Raw genomic sequence first — 14,843 nt, 5'->3', positions numbered from 1 at the left:
GCAGGGAGCACGCGGCCTAAAACACTCCCAGGCTGGGACTTTTGGTGATAGCGACCCCAACGATATAGCCAAAGGTGAGTATGGCCAGCAGGCCACTGACTTGACGTTGTGTGCGGCTACGAGCCCGTTTGATGGCCACAGTGCCGAGCAGAATGTACAGCACGAGACCACAGACCTTGGCCGTCAACACGGCGCTATTGACGAACGGATAACGGCCGGCCATGGCGGCCAGAACCAGGGCGCTGCACAATAGCAGGGTGTCATTGACATGCGGCAGGATGCGCAGCCAGCGCTGCTGCAGCCGGGGATCGGCGGCCAGCGCCAGGCGCCAGCGCCAGCAGAAGAGGCCGCCAGTGATACCGACGGTCAACACGTGAATGGCCTTGAACAGCAGATACAGCATTACTTCTCTCCCCGGGTCGGCGTATCGCGGATTTGTGAGGCGAAGAAGGGGCGAGGGGCCTCCTCTTCGGGATTTTCATTGCCATTGTCGATGTCAGTCTGGTTTTCCCAGGCGGACATCAGCTCCGAGCGCTTGTCATCCTGATTGGCTTTGAGCATCTCGGCTAGGATATGACGGTACTGGACACTCTTGGTGATGTACATGTTCTCGTCATCGATGAAGGCAGTCTGCTCGCGCAATAACTTTTCATCGTGCTGCTTGAAGGTCTGGCCGGCGCGCCACGCCTGATTGGCCCGCACCCCCAGCTCTTTGAGGGCGCATACCCCCAGGTCCACCGCCGAGCCGACCGTTTCCCGATAGACCAGATCGACACCGATTTGCAGCAACTGGTGGGCGTGGGGGCGATCGATGGCGCGCGCCAGCAGCTTGATCTGCGGGAAGTGTTTTTGCGCCAGTTCGCACACTGCCAGCGATTTGGCCGGATTCCCGACAGCGACCACCAGCAACTTGGCCTGATGGGCGCCGGCGGCGTACAGCAGGTCGAGGCGATCGGCATCACCATAAAACACCTTGTAGCCGTACTTGCGCAGCACTTCGATGTGGCCGGCATCGTTATCGAGCACAGTGGTGCCGATGCCATGCGCATGCAGCAGACGACCAACGATCTGGCCGAATCGCCCGAAGCCGACGATGATCACCGGGTTATCCTGGGCATCGATCGTATCGGCTTCCCGCTCCTCTTCTTGTTGCTGAACCCGGGTCTGGACCAGACGCTGATTGATGATCAGCAGTACGGGGGTCAAGGCCATCGACAGGGCGACGACCAGGGTCAGCAGTGCAACCATTTCGGCGTTGAATAGCTGTCCCTTGTAGGCGAGGGTCAACAGCACGAAAGCGAATTCACTACCCTGTGCCAGCGCCAACGCGAAAGTCCAGCGGTGTGCGGCGTGCATGCGCGACACTCCCCCCAGCCCCTGCAGCACCAGGAACTTGGCGACAGTCAGCAACAACAGCAGGCCCAGCACCATGCCAGGTTGCTGCGTCAATAATGTGAAGTTGATACCGGCGCCTACCGAGATGAAGAACAGGCCGAGCAGCAATCCTTTGAACGGTTCTATATTGGCTTCCAGTTCGTGCCGGTATTCGCTCTCGGCCAATACCACACCGGCGAGGAAGGTGCCCAGTGCCGGCGAGAGCCCGACATGCTCCATCGCCAGCGCTATCAGGATGACCAGCAGCAAGGCGGCGGCGACAAAGATCTCGCGCAACCCGGATTGGGCGATAAAGCGGAACACCGGGCGCATCAGATAATGCCCCCCCAGGATAATGGCGCAGATGACACCGGCGATCAGCAGACCGTCTTGCCAGCCACCGAGGCTGGGCCCTGTGCTGGCGGCATCCCCCATGGGTGCCAGCAGCGGGATCAGGGCGAGCATCGGAATGACGGCAATATCCTGAAACAGCAGCACGGCAAAGCTGGCCTGGCCGGATTCGGTTTTCAGCTGTCGACGTTCGGTCAGGCTCTGCAACACGATTGCCGTCGACGAGAGCGCCAGTATCATGCCGGCGGTCAACGCCTGTTGCCAGCTGAGGCCAAAGATCAGACCGAGGATGGCCAGCGCGGCGGTTGTCAATGCCACCTGACTGGCCCCCAGACCGAGGATGGGCCCCTTCAGTTGCCATAGTAACGCCGGTTTGAGTTCCAGACCGATCAGAAACAACATCAGCACGACACCAAACTCGGCGACGTGCATGACGTCTTCCGTCTTGCCGACCACATTCAGCAGGTAGGGGCCAATGATGATGCCTGCAATCAGGTAGCCGAGTACCGAGCCCAGCCCCAGCCGTTTGGCCACCGGCACCGAGATGACGGCAGCGGTCAGAAAGATGAAGGCATCGAGCAGCAGAGCATTGGTCATGGGAGCTCCTCGATCAGGTCGGTCAGATAGGTTGCCCGCTGTAGCGAATCCGCAGACAAGGTGCCATCGCGCAGCGCGATCAGCAGACGCCGATACTCTTGGGCGGTATCTCGCAGCAGCTTGGCATCCTGAATCGTATGGTAGGAGTAGAGCACGAACGGGGGCAGGTAGCGCATGCCACACAGCCAGGCCGTTTGCCGGAAGGGCAGCAGATACTCGATCACGGCGCGGCGATTATGACCATGCGAGGTGTAGGACTCCTGACTGCCGCCGGTGGTGATGGCGGACAACAACAACTTGCCCTTGAGGGCGTGGCCTTCCGGGCCGAATGCAAAACCGTATTCCAGTACCTGGTCCATCCACTCCTTGATGATGGCGGGCGCCGAGTACCAGTACAGCGGGTGCTGGAAGACGATGATGTCATGCTCCTGCAGCAATTGCTGCTCGTAGGCAACATCAATGAACATGTTCGGGTAGCGCTGGTAGAGGTCATGGACATGAATGCCTTCGACCTTGCGCAGTGCCTGTAACAGCGCCTTGTTGGCATGGGAGCGGTTATAGCCCGGGTGGGCAAACAGGATCAGTATCTTTTTCATGCTGCTCTCGATGCTCGGAAAATAGCGCCGCAAACGGCGGGGCGGCTTGGCTGCCTGAGTCTCAGGCCGACAAATTGTGACGTAAATCCGGAATCAGGCCAAGGGCGACGATCCAGACTCAAGTCCGCCGACCTTGGATCGCCTGCTCGGCTCACGACGAATCGCCCCGCTCCTGTTAGCATAGGCCTCCTTTTTGCACTCCTGGAGAGGCCAGATGAAGTTCCCTTCTGCCCCGGTGGCGCCCTGCCGCCCAGTGACCCTCAGTGCTCATGGTGACGAGCGTAGCGATCCCTATTTCTGGCTACGTGACGATGAGCGCGAAGATCCCGAAGTGTTGGCCTATCTGCACGCTGAAAATGACTATACCGCGGCCGTGATGGCACCGCAGAAGCCGTTGATGCGGCAGTTATACCGCGAGATGCGTCGCCGCCAGCCCAGCGAGGAGAGCAGTCTGCCGTGGACGTTGCGCGGTTACGTTTATCAGCGTCACTACGACAAAGGTGCCGAGTTTGCCCGTTATACCCGTCACCCGTTAGCGGCCCCGCAAGACAGCGTGACCTTCTTCGATGGCGACGAGCGAGCCGGCGAGGCGGAGTACTATGAGTTGGCCGGATTTGAAATCAGCCCTGACAACCGTTACCTGCTGGTCAGCGAGGATTGGCAGGGACGTCGTGAGTATCAACTCCAGGTCTGCGACTTGACGACGGGACAGTGGCTAACCGATACGCTGCCACGCTGTGGTGGCGATCCGTTGTGGGATCGCCAGAGCCAGGGCTTCTACTACACGCGGTTGCACCCGGATACGTTGCAGCCGCAACAGCTGTACTGGCACCGGCTCGGCCAGGATCCGGCAGCCGATGTGCTCCTGTTTACGCTCAAGGATGATACCTTTTACCTGTCATTGGATGAGAGTCGCAGTGGCGAGTTGTTGTTCATCAACTTGCAAAGCACCCTCAGCAGTGAAGTCTGGTGGTTGCCGCGTGAGCCGGATCCGCAGCCTGGTGTGGCTCGCTGTTTTCTTGATGCGGTCACCGGACATGAGTATCAGCTGGACCATTTTGCGGACCATTTTTATCTGCGTTCGAACCAGGAGGGGGCCAATTTCGCGCTGTATCGCTGTCATATCAGCGACAATCGCCATTGGGAAACCCTGGTACCGCCCTCGGATGAGGTGCTGCTTCAGCAATTTGAACTCTTTACGGCCGGACTGATGTTGGAAGTACGGGTGCAAGGGTTGACCCGCCTGCGTCAGTTGACGCTCAGTGGCGAGTTGCGGCATGAGGTCAAGTTTGACGATCCGGCCTATGTGTGCTGGCTCGGCTTCAATCCTGACCCTGGCTGCAGCCTGGTTCGCTATGGCTACAGTTCGCTGACGACGCCGACCAGTACGTTGGCGCTCGATCTGCAGAGCGGAGCGCAAACCTTGTTGAAGCGGCAACGGGTGCGGGGTGGCTTTTGCAGCGAGTGGTATCAGTCTTGCCGTCTGATGTTGACGGCTCGAGATGGAGCACAGGTCCCGGTTTCACTGGTATGGCGTCGAGATTGTTTTGCCCCGGAAGCCAATCCGTTGCTGGTCCAGGGGTATGGTGCCTATGGTCTCAGCGAGGAACCGGATTTTTCTGCGGAGCGGTTGTCGCTGCTCGACCGCGGTTTCGTGATTGCGCTTGCCCATGTGCGCGGTGGCGAGGAGCTGGGGCGCCACTGGTATGAGCAGGGGCGTGGCCATCATAAGTTGAACACCTTCTACGATTTCATCGATGTGACCCGTGGTTTGCTGGCCAGCGGCTGGGGTGATCCACAACGGGTATTTGCCTACGGCGGCAGTGCTGGCGGCTTGCTGGTCGGTGCCGTGTTAAATATGGCTCCCGAGCTCTATTGTGGCGCCATTGCCGCGGTTCCCTTCGTGGATGTGCTGACGACGATGCAGGATCCCTCATTGCCGCTGACGACGGGAGAGTACGATGAGTGGGGGAATCCGCAACGGGCCGACGATTACTTCTACATCCGTCAGTACAGCCCTTACGATAACGTCAGCCATCAGGCCTATCCCCATCTGCTGGTGGTTTCCGCACTGCATGACTCCCAAGTGCAATACTGGGAGCCAGCCAAATGGGTGGCGCGACTGCGAACCCATTGCAGCCATGATGCACTGCTGTTATTGGCGATGGATATGCACACCGGCCATGGCGGCAAGGCTGGGCGGTACCACTATCTGCACGATGTGGCGCTCGAATATGCCTTCCTGTTACGTCTGGCAGACAACCCCGGGGCGGCCACCGAAAAAAAACGCTAGTCTTTACAGGGTTAAGATACCCTTTCGGGGGGGATGGTCGTACACTGGCCGACACGTCAGTGTGATTCCAGGACCGCATCGGCGGTCAGTTAGCAGGAGGAAACCATGTCGGTTCAAGAACAGGTTCAGGAAACGTGTGAAGCGTGCGGTTGCGTGGCCGAAATCGGCAGCATCATCAGCGAGGGCGATGATCAGGTGGTCTTGACCGTTGAGGCTGCGAATGCAGAAGAAGCGGAAGCCCGGTTAGCCAGTTTTATCGAATTGGCCCGTGCTATTTACAGTGATGTTGTGGTTGCAAAAGAGTCTGCAAGCAGTGAGGTTGGTGTGACGCTGACCTGCCAGCTCACCTTCAGCTGCACTGCTGAAAAAATCATCTTCGAAATGCGCTCCCGCGCGATCTGAGTCACGAAAAACGGGGGTTTTGCCGCCCCCGCTGTTCATTAAATTACCATCTCGTTCAGCTTCCGTTCAGGTTTTATGCGCTTTAATGCCGCGTTTTGACGAACAGACATTCGAAGATACGCTATGAGAAACCTGATATTAGGTCTGGCGTGGCTGATGATGCTGGTTCCCCAGCTCGCCCAGTCCCTGCCGTTGACTGACCAGATGGCGACCCGTAAAGGCGATCTGGATGCCATGCTCACGGCGCGCCAGTTGCGCGTGCTGGTAGTCTATGACAATGCCAATTTCTACTTGGACCAGGGCCGCCAAGAAGGGCTCAATGTCCGACTGATGCAAGAGTTTGAGCGCTGGTTGAACGGACGTTACTTCAACGATCAGAAGTTGAAGATGAACGTGGTGCTGGTTCCGGTTCGCTACGACAAACTGCTGCCGATGCTCAACGATGGGCAGGGCGATTTGGTGCTGGCTAACCTCAGCACTACCCAGATGCGGCAGACCCAGGCCGATTTCTCCATCCCGGAAATTAAAGGGATTCAGGAATGGCTGGTAAGCAGCGGCAAGGTGCCGGCCATCAACCGCTTGACCGAGCTTTCGGGCAAGCATGTTTGGGTGCGCCGCAGCTCGAGTTATTTCGAGAGCCTGCAGATGGTCAACGACATGCTGGCCACCCTGAAGATGCCACCGGTCTATATCGAGCCGGTGGACGAAGTCCTGCAAGACAGCGATCTGCTGGATATGGTCAGTCGTGGCGAGATTGCCTATACGGTGGTGGACAGCCACAAGGCACGACTCTGGCAAAAAGTGTTCACCGACCTGCGTTTCCATGACGCGGTGCCATTACGCCGCGATAGCCAGATTGCCTGGGCGTTTCGCAAGAATAGTCCGCTGATGGAGCGTGAGGTGAATGCGTTCCTGCGCGAGTATGGTGCCGAAACCCGCAAGGGTGAGCCTATCTACCGCCAGTATCTGCAAAATGGCTCGGGTCTGCTGGCGCGCCATCGGGCTGCCAATTCCAGCATGATGGGCTGGTCACCGAAAGAGTTCTCTCGTTATGCGCACCTGTTCAAGCGCTATGGCGAACAGTACTCCATCGACTGGATGATGCTGCTGGCGCAAGCTTATCAGGAGTCGACGATGAATCAGGCGGCGCGTTCCCCCCGCGGTGCCATGGGGATCATGCAGGTGCTGCCCAGCACGGCGCGATCGCTGAATGTATCGGGGATCGGTTCGTTGGAAAATAACGTCCATGCCGGTACCAAGTACATGCGGCATATGATGGACACCTACTTTGATGATAAGTCACTGGATGAGAACAACCGCGTGCTGTTTACGCTGGCCGCTTATAATGCCGGCCCCAACCGGATTGCCCAGTTGCGTAAAGAAGCCACAAGGCGCGGCCTGGATGGCAACGTCTGGTTTGGTAACGTTGAGCGGGTCGCCGCGTCACGGGTGGGCGCGGAAACGGTGCAATATGTCAAAAATGTATCCAGCCGCTATGTCGCCTATCGACGCACCTACGAGCTCAACGAACAGAAAAAACGGCTGCAACCCCATTAATGCCACTGGTGCCCCGTTGGGGCACCCGATTCTGGGTGCTCCAGATACTGATCCGGGTGCCACAGAAAGTAGTCATCCAGCTCCTGGCCAGAGCCCGAGCTCGGCCAGTTAGCATCGTCTGCACGTTGGCGGATCACGCCATGAGCAGCCCGCTTCGCTAACGGCGGCTGTTCTGCTGTCTCGACAGGTGCAATCTGGTACAGCAGGGCCGGGTTATCCTCGTTCTGGTGAATTGTCTCCATCCATACCGCCATCGTGATGACCTCCTTTGCCTGGTTTGTATCGCATCGGCGCTGACAGCGATTGTGCTGTCGGCAGATGACGATTCAATGAAATCAACCTCCAGGCTTCAGCAAGCTCTATGCCACGCTCGACGAGCGCTATATGCTCAATTGACAGCAGCGGAGGGTGTGGATGCCAGCGACAAATAATCGATATCCATGGCGTAGCGGTTGCGAGGCGGCGTTGATAGCCGAGGGGGAGCAGGCCTTGGCGGTCAGATTGGCCCTGATTGCCAGGGCCCGCCATAGCATATTGGCGCAATACTATAGCTGGGAGGAGGATGTCAGCGGCAAACTGCTGCTGGGGGCCTTGTTGCAGGCCGCGCGGCGCGGGGTCAGAGTTCGCTTGCTGGTCGATGATCTGTATTCAGGCAGCAATCGTTATCTGGAGTCGCTGGCTGCCGAGCCCAACATTCGTATTCGTCTCTTCAATCCGTTCTGGCTACGCCTGGCGCGGCCTTGGGGTTGGCCCTTGGAAATCCTGTTCAGCTTTCGACGTCTCAACCACCGCATGCATAACAAATTACTGGTCGTGGATGATGACTGGGCTCTGGTGGGCGGGCGCAATATTGGTGACAGCTACCTGGGGCTGGGGCGTGAGCGCCATTTTGTCGATCTCGATATTCTGATTCGCGGCCCTGTCTGTGCAGACCTGGTGTCGGACTTCCTAGGTTACTGGCGGAGCCGCTGGAGTCATGTCTTGCACCATCTGAGCTGGTTTCGTCTGCCAGAGTCGCTGGCGCTCGCCAACAATGCATTTCTTCTGCATCTGATGGAGCCGGAACTGGCCAGACTGTTTGGTGTTGAGCCGCAGTTATTGGCCGTCGACCTGCCGCCGCTACACTGGCATCCCGTTTCGGCTCAGGCGTTTATGGATGCGCCTGGCAAGGGCGCACGTTTACGGCGACAGCCGACAGCTGCAGGCAGAGCCTTGCTGGCGCAGTTGGATGGGTTGCAACAGTCACTGGACATCGTTACGCCCTACCTGGTTCCGACGCGTCACTTCTATAGAACCTTACGTCGCATGATCCGGCGCGGATGTTCGGCACGTGTGTTGACCAACTCGCTGGCAGCAACGGACATGCCGCTGGCCTATGCTGGATTTCGCAGTCGGTGTACCCGTCTGCTGAAAACCGGTCTATCGCTGTTTGAGTTGCGGCCGGAGGCTGGGCGTTGCCTGCATGCCAAATTGGCGCTGTTTGATCGGCGTAGCCTGTTGGTGGGTAGCCTAAATCTGGATCCTCGGTCTTTTTATCTGAATACTGAGATTGCGCTACTGCTGGAGGGGGCCTCGCTGGTTGCGGAGGTTGAGGCCTGGTTGGAGCAGCAGCTCATCGCGCAGCAGGCTTGGTCGGTGACGCTGCGTGAAGAGGGCATTAGCTGGGCAGGGAGTGCGATAGAGCCTGAAACCAGTGCCTGGCGGCGAGGTTTGATCCGGCTGGCCGGCTGGTTACCGGTCCACCATCTGCTCTAGCTCGGCTGCACAGTCACCGCGGAAATAGGCTATGATGTGGCCTTTCTTCTCTCCGGGATCTGATGGTGGGCATTCGAGCGCAACAAAAAGAACGTACTCGCCGCGCGTTGATCGCCGCCGCGTTCAGCCAGTTAACCGCGGAACGCAGTTTTTCGAATCTCAGTCTGCGAGAGGTCGCCAGAGAGGCGGGGATAGCCCCCACCTCCTTCTATCGCCATTTCCGCGATATGGAAGAACTGGGTTTGACCATGGTCGACGAAGGCGGTCTGACCTTGCGCCAGCTGATGCGTCAAGCCCGTCTGCGGATCGCCTGCAGCGGAGGCAGCGTGATTCGGACCTCGGTGCTGACTTTCATGGAGTTCATCGAGAACAATCCGAACGTTTTTAGGCTGTTATTGCGAGAGCGTTCGGGCACTTCAGCTGAGTTTCGCCAAGCGGTGCAGCGTGAAATCCAGCATTTCATTGCTGAGCTTGCCGACGATTTGCAAAAAAAATCCGGCTATACCTCCTATGATGCTCACGTTCAGGCGGAGGCGATGGTGACCATCGTCTTTAACGCCGGTGCCGATGCGCTGGATCTGGAGGTGGCTGCGCGTCAGGAATTGGCGGAGCGCGTGGTTTTTCAGTTGCGGATGATAGCGCGTGGTGCCGATTTTTATCACAAACCACGCCCGAGTGAGGGGTGATGAAACCGGCCACTAGGCCGGTTTTTTTTGACTTGGCTATTTCGGAGTGGCTGGCCAATACATCCGTCGTAATTGGCGTGTTGCAGCACGAGGATATCTGTAGGAAAACGACAGGTGGCGTGTAAGACATTTGCCATACCTGCTGTAGGTAAAAACGTTTTTCTTTTGTCGGTAAATGTGAGCGCTTGTTTGTTATATTATTGATATTTAAGTTTATTTTTGTTTTTGTTCTGAGTGATGTCGTTTTTTTTTGCTTTGAGGTGGATTGTCGTTTTTTGCCAGATCCCTAGTATTAATCGTGCAGGACGCGCTGAAGTTAACCAGGATGGTTGGCTGCCAGGGTAAGGCGAAAGGAACCCCACAGGATGTGGGCATGGACACCTCCCGGGAGGGAGACAGAACAGCGAGTAAGGACTGCTCGTTGGCCAGGATGGCTCAAGGACACCCCGAAGGATCGGGAAGTGGAAAGACTAAGGGACGAGCTAAGTCAGGGATTGCAGGGAGCAATACTGTTCACGGATCGGACACTAAGACTTGGAGGGGCGGCGAAAGTCGCCCCTCTTTTCTTTGCTTTTCTCGCGGTACTCAAGCCGCACCATGGTTACTCGCGGGCACTGGCTGCCAGCTGCTGGACCAGCAGTTCTTTCTCTTCTGTGCTCAAACCCAATTCATCACAGGCTTCATCAAAGCTTTTGCCAAGATGACACATCAATAGCTCGATCGCGGGCAAGAAGTTATGCAGTGTCGTCTCCATCACTATGTCCTACTCTGGCAGTCGGATATTCACTAAACGGGTAAACCCGCATTGGCGGCAAGCAAAAAATTCTTTTAGCGTCTCAGGGTGTGAGCCATGAATTGTTTTCGCGAGGAATGGGCTGTGCCGCGACCTTGATCGCGAGCAAAGTTGTCGACATCAAACATGCTTAAATTAAGCAACTTAACTAACCGCGAGGAATAGTGATGCAAGAGTCGATTCATGGCCACGAAGTGATGCATATGATGCTGGAGCTGGGCGGCTCCTTTACCGCCGAGAGTCTCAAGCAGGCGATTCACACCCGCTTTGGCGAGCAGGCCCGGTTTCATACCTGCAGCGCCGACAATATGGATGCAGAGGCGCTGATTCAGTTTCTAAAAGCCAAGGGTAAATTTGTTGAGGCGGCCGACGGCTTCAACACGGAAGCCAGCCGTATTTGTCAGCACTGATTTAACTCTGCCGGAGGTCGGTCATCGCCTTCCTGTCGCCCATCCGATATACTCTATCCAGTTTTTTATTCTGTTTTTTGAGAGTTAGGCGATGGATGTTATTACTGCGGCAGTCATGCTGTTCTTGATTATGGATCCGGTGGGTAATCTGCCTGTGTTCCTGTCGATATTGCGCCCGTTCCCGGAGGCGCGTCGTCGCAAAATCATGATTCGTGAGCTGTTGATTTCGCTGGTGGTTCTGCTGGTATTCCTGTTTGCCGGGCAGGAATTGCTGAACTTGTTGAATCTGAAGCAGGAAGCGGTAAGCATCGCGGGCGGGATCGTGCTGTTCCTCATCGCGATCCGTATGATTTTCCCCAGCGAGGGGGGGGTGACCGGGTTGCCTGAGGGTGAAGAGCCGTTGATTGTGCCAATGGCGATTCCGATGATAGCGGGGCCATCAACGCTGGCCGCGCTGGTGTTGCTGTCTCACCAGTATCCCACTCAGATGACCGACTGGACGCTGGCCCTGCTATTAGCTTGGGGGGGGAGTTCAGTCATCCTGATGTTCCATGAGTGGATCAACCGCATCCTGGGCGAACGCGTGCTCAAGGCGATGGAGCGTTTGATGGGGATGCTACTGGTGATGTTATCGGTGCAGATGCTTCTGGATGGTGCGGAGCAGTATCTCAGTCGCTGAGTCTTGTCGTTACAAAGAGAAGAGGCCGCTGTGCGGCCTTTTTTATTTCTATTGAGTCACTGGGAAATCATCAGGTGGCTAGTAGCACGGAGCCGCTTCGGCGGAATGGTCAGGAGTTGTGTGCCCTGGAGGACTGCCAATTTTTGCCCGCTCTTGGGATCAGTAAACCGGTTGGTGAGCGCGCTGCACGGCCAGAGTGGCAAGGTAATGGTGCTCGGAATCTCTGGTTGCGGTCGAGAGCCGTGATGACCACACCGCTTTCCAGAGTCCGGGCAACAACAAGGCTATGTTCACTGGCATCAAGATTTCTTCATTGTCCGGCTTGTGGCGTATGAAAAGCCGATGCAAGTCACGTTGGAGATAGATAAACAGCGTCAATTGCAGCGAAGACCGAGAAGCAGAAGCCTTGAACCAGAGCAAGGCTTGCAGATGAAACAAAAACGGCTTGGATATATGGTTGTATCTAGTGGGTCAACATATTGGCCAGTTCGTTACCTTGTTGATGCAGTTCCTCAAGACGGTTGGCCATATTTTGTGGATCAATTCCCAGATGCTGAGCCAGCGGCGTCGGGAAGCGGGCAATGATGACCTGAGGGGGGACGCCTGCATTCCACGCAAAAGAGACAAACATCGCCAAGCGAATCAAAATGGCCTCGTGGCTTACCGGTTCAAAACTGAGCGGATCCAGTTGTTGGGCGATGGCCCGGATAAAGGTGTCTGACAGATTCCAGCGACGAGCCAATTCTGCGCCTACCTGACTGTAATCAAATCCGAGCATCTCGCGCTGAGCATCAATGCGACTATTGCCCTGATTGATGGACATGTTGATCAAGCTGGCTTCTTCCGGGAGGGTGGACTGGATCAGTAGCTCACCAATATTGTGCAACAATGCACAAGTAAAGGCTGTCTCTGGTGCAATCGTGCGACAATCTGAGGCAAGTGATTTTGCGATAGTCGCTACCTGAAAGGTGTCGACCCAGAATTTGTTTTTGTCGAAGTTGGCTGGAGTCTTGAAACTGGTCATGATGCCTGAAGCAACGACAAGGGAGCGTAATGCGTTGAATCCCAAGCGTATTACGGCTTGTTCGATCGATGTAATCTCGGCGCCACGCCGATAAGCGGCGGAATTGGCCATTTTCAGCACCTTGGCGCTGATAACCTGATCCATGGAGATCTTCTTCGCGATCTCCTCAATGCGCGAGTTCTCATCAGAAAAACTCTGCATCAGTTCGTGCAATAGCTTAGGTATTACAGGTAGTTGCTTGATTTTGCTAAAAATATTATCCATGGACATATTGAACTCGCTCTCCCAGCTCGCTCGGGATGTGTAGTTTGCCACAAGCGTTGGTGAATCGGATATCTGGAGATGGTTGTGACTTAATGCATCCAGTCAGCCAGTTGATAATGCAAAACGTACTGTTCGCCACGAACGACAAGTTGTGTATTACTCATCTGTAAGGCTGCCTCAGATTTAAGCGTGGTCAGAATTGCTTTTTCTATCCACTCTTTTTCTACCGGACAGCGTTGCCCGGTCAGGTATAGCGACGTGATCGTCAGTCGATTCGCTGCCAACTGCCCCTGGCCGACAAAGCGTCGGCAGCCAGTGTTGCCATTTATGGTCATCTTCTCACCAATCTCCAGATCGGCATTGGTGTTGTCAGCGTGAGCGACAGCGACTCCGTTTATCGAAATCAGCGTCCAATGATGGTGTTGCACATCCTCCGGTGTAATGGCCGGGGCATAGTGGCAACCCGTTAATAACAGCAGAAGCGAAAGCCGTATTGCGATAGCGGCTGCCTGGCTCATGCTTTACTCCTTGGATTGTTGTCGAACGATTCCAATTGGACCATCTCTAGACTAGCACGAAGCCGGGGGCGGGAATGCGACATAGCCGGATGAATTCTAAACTCGAGCGTCTCATTTTTCGCCCGTAGCCAGATTGTGGTTTTGTATTAACATGCATTTTGACACTTATGGTTGAATTTGGCTGGTGAACCCAGCCCTGACATGGTGCGGCATCAGAATAGAACACTGTATTGGCAGCGCATTTAATGCATACATTTTCAGTTATTCGGAATATACTTCGCCGGCAAGTCAATAATCTGGTCAGCCATGGTGCAACGCATTTGGTGCGTGCCGGCCGGCGAGATCGACTTCAGTTAGCATTGCACATTGCCGTGCGATGGCCCGAACTATGCATGGCAATGAACTTCCGGTCCTTGGTAAGGAGACGCTCTATGTTCAAAAAGGGAATCGTCACCCTGTCGCTGGTGACGGCTTTGGCCGCCGGTCAAGCGTTAGCAGCCGAAGAAAAGGTGCTGCACGTATACAACTGGAGTGATTATATCGCCGAAGACACTGTGGCCAATTTCGAAAAGGAAACAGGCATCAAAGTTGTCTATGACGTGTTTGACAGTAATGAAGTGCTTGAAGCCAAGTTGCTGGCAGGAAATACCGGTTTTGATGTCGTGGTACCAAGCTCTGACTTCTTGGCCCGCCAGATTCAGGCTGGTGTATTTCAAACCTTAGATAAGAGCAAACTGCCTAATTTGGGCAACATGGATCCGGATGTCATGAAGTTGTTGGCTGACAAGGATCCAGACAACGCGCACTCGATCCCTTATCTTGGGGGCACTACGGGCATTGGTTTTAACCCGAAAAAAGTGGCTGAGGTCATGGGGCCCGATTTCAAGATGGAGAGTTGGGATGCGGTATTAAAACCAGAAAACCTCTCCAAATTAAGCAAGTGCGGTGTGTCGTTCCTCAACGCGCCGACCGAAATTTTTGCCACCGTGCTGCACTATCAGGGTAAGAATCCGAATTCAACTGACGTCGCTGATTATAAGGCGGCGGGTGCTGTGTTGAGCACCCTGCGCCCGTATATCACCTATTTCCACTCATCGCAGTACATCAATGACCTTGCCAATGGCGATATTTGTGTGGCGATTGGCTGGTCAGGTGATGTCATGCAGGCCGCCGCGCGCGCTGAAGAAGCGAATAATGGTGTGAAGGTTGATTACATCATTCCAAAAGAAGGGGCGTTGGTGTTCTATGACATGCTGGCGATTCCCGCAGATGCTAAGCATCCGGAAAATGCCCATGCCTTTATTAACTATCTGATGAAGCCCGATGTCATCGCTAAGGTTTCCAATTATGTTTCCTATGCCAGTGGCAACAAAGCGTCACTGCCATTGGTGGATGAAGCGATTCGGAACAACCCGAACATCTACCCAACGGATGAGATGAAGCCGAAGATGTTCACGCTCAAAGTCCTGCCGCAAAAGGTCAACCGTGAAGTCACACGGGTCTGGACCAAGGTTAAGACTGGGAAATAATGTTAGGTAGCAATG

15 protein-coding genes are annotated in these 14,843 nt (G+C 55.5%); 8 read left to right on the top strand and 7 right to left on the bottom strand.

Features of this window, described 5'->3' with window-relative positions; all coding sequences use genetic code 11:
* Nucleotides 1-16: 16 nt before the first annotated feature.
* Genes ACFOSS_RS07855 through ACFOSS_RS07845 form a run of 3 tightly spaced genes read right to left on the bottom strand, consistent with a single transcriptional unit; the run spans nucleotide 17 to nucleotide 2,918 of the window.
* Nucleotides 17-403 carry a SirB2 family protein gene (locus ACFOSS_RS07855; RefSeq protein ID WP_377151670.1) on the bottom strand — a complete coding sequence of 129 codons (387 nt, stop codon included), beginning with the start codon at nucleotides 401-403 and terminating at the stop codon, nucleotides 17-19.
* Complete coding sequence (locus ACFOSS_RS07850) at nucleotides 403-2,322, bottom strand: monovalent cation:proton antiporter-2 (CPA2) family protein (protein WP_377151668.1); 1,920 nt, start codon at nucleotides 2,320-2,322, stop codon at nucleotides 403-405. Before ACFOSS_RS07850 ends, ACFOSS_RS07855 begins: the two co-directional genes overlap by 1 nt.
* On the bottom strand, nucleotides 2,319-2,918 hold the full coding sequence (locus tag ACFOSS_RS07845; RefSeq protein ID WP_377151667.1) for an NAD(P)H-dependent oxidoreductase: 600 nt from the start codon (nucleotides 2,916-2,918) through the stop codon (nucleotides 2,319-2,321). Before ACFOSS_RS07845 ends, ACFOSS_RS07850 begins: the two co-directional genes overlap by 4 nt.
* Before the next feature lie 214 nt (nucleotides 2,919-3,132).
* Here ACFOSS_RS07845 and ACFOSS_RS07840 point away from each other — a divergent pair, with 214 nt between their 5' ends.
* From ACFOSS_RS07840 to ACFOSS_RS07830, 3 genes are all read left to right on the top strand, one after another.
* The gene (locus ACFOSS_RS07840; RefSeq protein ID WP_377151666.1) at nucleotides 3,133-5,211 is read left to right on the top strand and encodes a S9 family peptidase; all 2,079 of its coding nucleotides are present in this window, start codon (nucleotides 3,133-3,135) and stop codon (nucleotides 5,209-5,211) included.
* A gap of 105 nt (nucleotides 5,212-5,316) precedes the next feature.
* Complete coding sequence (locus tag ACFOSS_RS07835; protein WP_377151665.1) at nucleotides 5,317-5,613, top strand: DUF406 family protein; 297 nt, start codon at nucleotides 5,317-5,319, stop codon at nucleotides 5,611-5,613.
* A 123-nt stretch (nucleotides 5,614-5,736) separates the two neighbouring features.
* Nucleotides 5,737-7,170: an MltF family protein gene (locus ACFOSS_RS07830; protein ID WP_377151663.1), complete on the top strand. Its 1,434-nt coding sequence runs from the start codon at nucleotides 5,737-5,739 to the stop codon at nucleotides 7,168-7,170.
* Here the strand turns inward: ACFOSS_RS07830 and ACFOSS_RS07825 are convergent.
* Nucleotides 7,167-7,424, bottom strand: coding sequence for a hypothetical protein (locus tag ACFOSS_RS07825; RefSeq protein ID WP_377151661.1), 258 nt, complete (start codon nucleotides 7,422-7,424; stop codon nucleotides 7,167-7,169). The two genes, ACFOSS_RS07830 and ACFOSS_RS07825, sit on opposite strands and share 4 nt — an antisense overlap.
* Nucleotides 7,425-7,584: 160 nt before the next feature.
* Here ACFOSS_RS07825 and ACFOSS_RS07820 point away from each other — a divergent pair, with 160 nt between their 5' ends.
* Together ACFOSS_RS07820 and fabR are read left to right on the top strand one after the other, a co-directional pair.
* A complete protein-coding gene (locus ACFOSS_RS07820) occupies nucleotides 7,585-8,925 on the top strand; it encodes a phospholipase D-like domain-containing protein (RefSeq protein ID WP_377151659.1) in 1,341 nt (446 codons plus the stop codon).
* Nucleotides 8,926-8,990: 65 nt separating this feature from the next.
* Nucleotides 8,991-9,611: an HTH-type transcriptional repressor FabR gene (fabR, locus tag ACFOSS_RS07815; RefSeq protein ID WP_377151657.1), complete on the top strand. Its 621-nt coding sequence runs from the start codon at nucleotides 8,991-8,993 to the stop codon at nucleotides 9,609-9,611.
* Nucleotides 9,612-10,212: 601 nt separating this feature from the next.
* Here the strand turns inward: fabR and ACFOSS_RS07810 are convergent.
* The gene (locus tag ACFOSS_RS07810) at nucleotides 10,213-10,365 is read right to left on the bottom strand and encodes a hypothetical protein (protein ID WP_377151655.1); all 153 of its coding nucleotides are present in this window, start codon (nucleotides 10,363-10,365) and stop codon (nucleotides 10,213-10,215) included.
* Nucleotides 10,366-10,571: 206 nt separating this feature from the next.
* Here ACFOSS_RS07810 and ACFOSS_RS07805 point away from each other — a divergent pair, with 206 nt between their 5' ends.
* Together ACFOSS_RS07805 and ACFOSS_RS07800 are read left to right on the top strand one after the other, a co-directional pair.
* Complete coding sequence (locus ACFOSS_RS07805) at nucleotides 10,572-10,814, top strand: YecH family metal-binding protein (protein ID WP_377151654.1); 243 nt, start codon at nucleotides 10,572-10,574, stop codon at nucleotides 10,812-10,814.
* Between the two features lie 91 nt (nucleotides 10,815-10,905).
* Nucleotides 10,906-11,493 carry a YhgN family NAAT transporter gene (locus ACFOSS_RS07800; protein WP_377151652.1) on the top strand — a complete coding sequence of 196 codons (588 nt, stop codon included), beginning with the start codon at nucleotides 10,906-10,908 and terminating at the stop codon, nucleotides 11,491-11,493.
* A 463-nt stretch (nucleotides 11,494-11,956) separates the two neighbouring features.
* Here the strand turns inward: ACFOSS_RS07800 and ACFOSS_RS07795 are convergent, their stop codons facing one another.
* Nucleotides 11,957-12,787, bottom strand: coding sequence for an HDOD domain-containing protein (locus ACFOSS_RS07795; RefSeq protein ID WP_377151650.1), 831 nt, complete (start codon nucleotides 12,785-12,787; stop codon nucleotides 11,957-11,959).
* An 83-nt stretch (nucleotides 12,788-12,870) separates the two neighbouring features.
* Complete coding sequence (locus ACFOSS_RS07790) at nucleotides 12,871-13,299, bottom strand: META domain-containing protein (protein WP_377151649.1); 429 nt, start codon at nucleotides 13,297-13,299, stop codon at nucleotides 12,871-12,873.
* Between the two features lie 431 nt (nucleotides 13,300-13,730).
* On the opposite strand from ACFOSS_RS07790, the gene ACFOSS_RS07785 reads away from it, so the two are divergent.
* Nucleotides 13,731-14,828 (top strand): extracellular solute-binding protein, encoded by a 1,098-nt coding sequence (locus tag ACFOSS_RS07785; RefSeq protein ID WP_377151647.1) that lies wholly within the window; start codon nucleotides 13,731-13,733, stop codon nucleotides 14,826-14,828.
* Nucleotides 14,829-14,843 lie beyond the last annotated feature (15 nt).

This window comes from Pseudaeromonas sharmana (genome assembly GCF_042649925.1).
In the GTDB taxonomy this organism is placed as follows: Bacteria; Pseudomonadota; Gammaproteobacteria; order Enterobacterales; family Aeromonadaceae; genus Pseudaeromonas; species Pseudaeromonas sharmana.
This window is presented reverse-complemented; position numbering and strand designations above follow the sequence as displayed.

Excerpts from the sequence above, each read along its gene's own strand:
- ACFOSS_RS07845 (WP_377151667.1), bottom strand. The coding sequence starts at position 2,918 with ATGAAAAAGATACTGATCCTGTTTGCCCACCCGGGCTATAACCGCTCC.
- ACFOSS_RS07825 (WP_377151661.1), bottom strand. The coding sequence starts at position 7,424 with ATGGCGGTATGGATGGAGACAATTCACCAGAACGAGGATAACCCGGCC.
- ACFOSS_RS07795 (WP_377151650.1), bottom strand. The coding sequence starts at position 12,787 with ATGTCCATGGATAATATTTTTAGCAAAATCAAGCAACTACCTGTAATA.
- ACFOSS_RS07835 (WP_377151665.1), top strand. The coding sequence starts at position 5,317 with ATGTCGGTTCAAGAACAGGTTCAGGAAACGTGTGAAGCGTGCGGTTGC.
- ACFOSS_RS07820 (WP_377151659.1), top strand. The coding sequence starts at position 7,585 with ATGCCAGCGACAAATAATCGATATCCATGGCGTAGCGGTTGCGAGGCG.
- ACFOSS_RS07850 (WP_377151668.1), bottom strand. The coding sequence starts at position 2,322 with ATGACCAATGCTCTGCTGCTCGATGCCTTCATCTTTCTGACCGCTGCC.
- ACFOSS_RS07785 (WP_377151647.1), top strand. The coding sequence starts at position 13,731 with ATGTTCAAAAAGGGAATCGTCACCCTGTCGCTGGTGACGGCTTTGGCC.
- ACFOSS_RS07790 (WP_377151649.1), bottom strand. The coding sequence starts at position 13,299 with ATGAGCCAGGCAGCCGCTATCGCAATACGGCTTTCGCTTCTGCTGTTA.
- ACFOSS_RS07805 (WP_377151654.1), top strand. The coding sequence starts at position 10,572 with ATGCAAGAGTCGATTCATGGCCACGAAGTGATGCATATGATGCTGGAG.
- ACFOSS_RS07810 (WP_377151655.1), bottom strand. The coding sequence starts at position 10,365 with ATGGAGACGACACTGCATAACTTCTTGCCCGCGATCGAGCTATTGATG.
- ACFOSS_RS07800 (WP_377151652.1), top strand. The coding sequence starts at position 10,906 with ATGGATGTTATTACTGCGGCAGTCATGCTGTTCTTGATTATGGATCCG.
- ACFOSS_RS07855 (WP_377151670.1), bottom strand. The coding sequence starts at position 403 with ATGCTGTATCTGCTGTTCAAGGCCATTCACGTGTTGACCGTCGGTATC.
- ACFOSS_RS07830 (WP_377151663.1), top strand. The coding sequence starts at position 5,737 with ATGAGAAACCTGATATTAGGTCTGGCGTGGCTGATGATGCTGGTTCCC.
- ACFOSS_RS07840 (WP_377151666.1), top strand. The coding sequence starts at position 3,133 with ATGAAGTTCCCTTCTGCCCCGGTGGCGCCCTGCCGCCCAGTGACCCTC.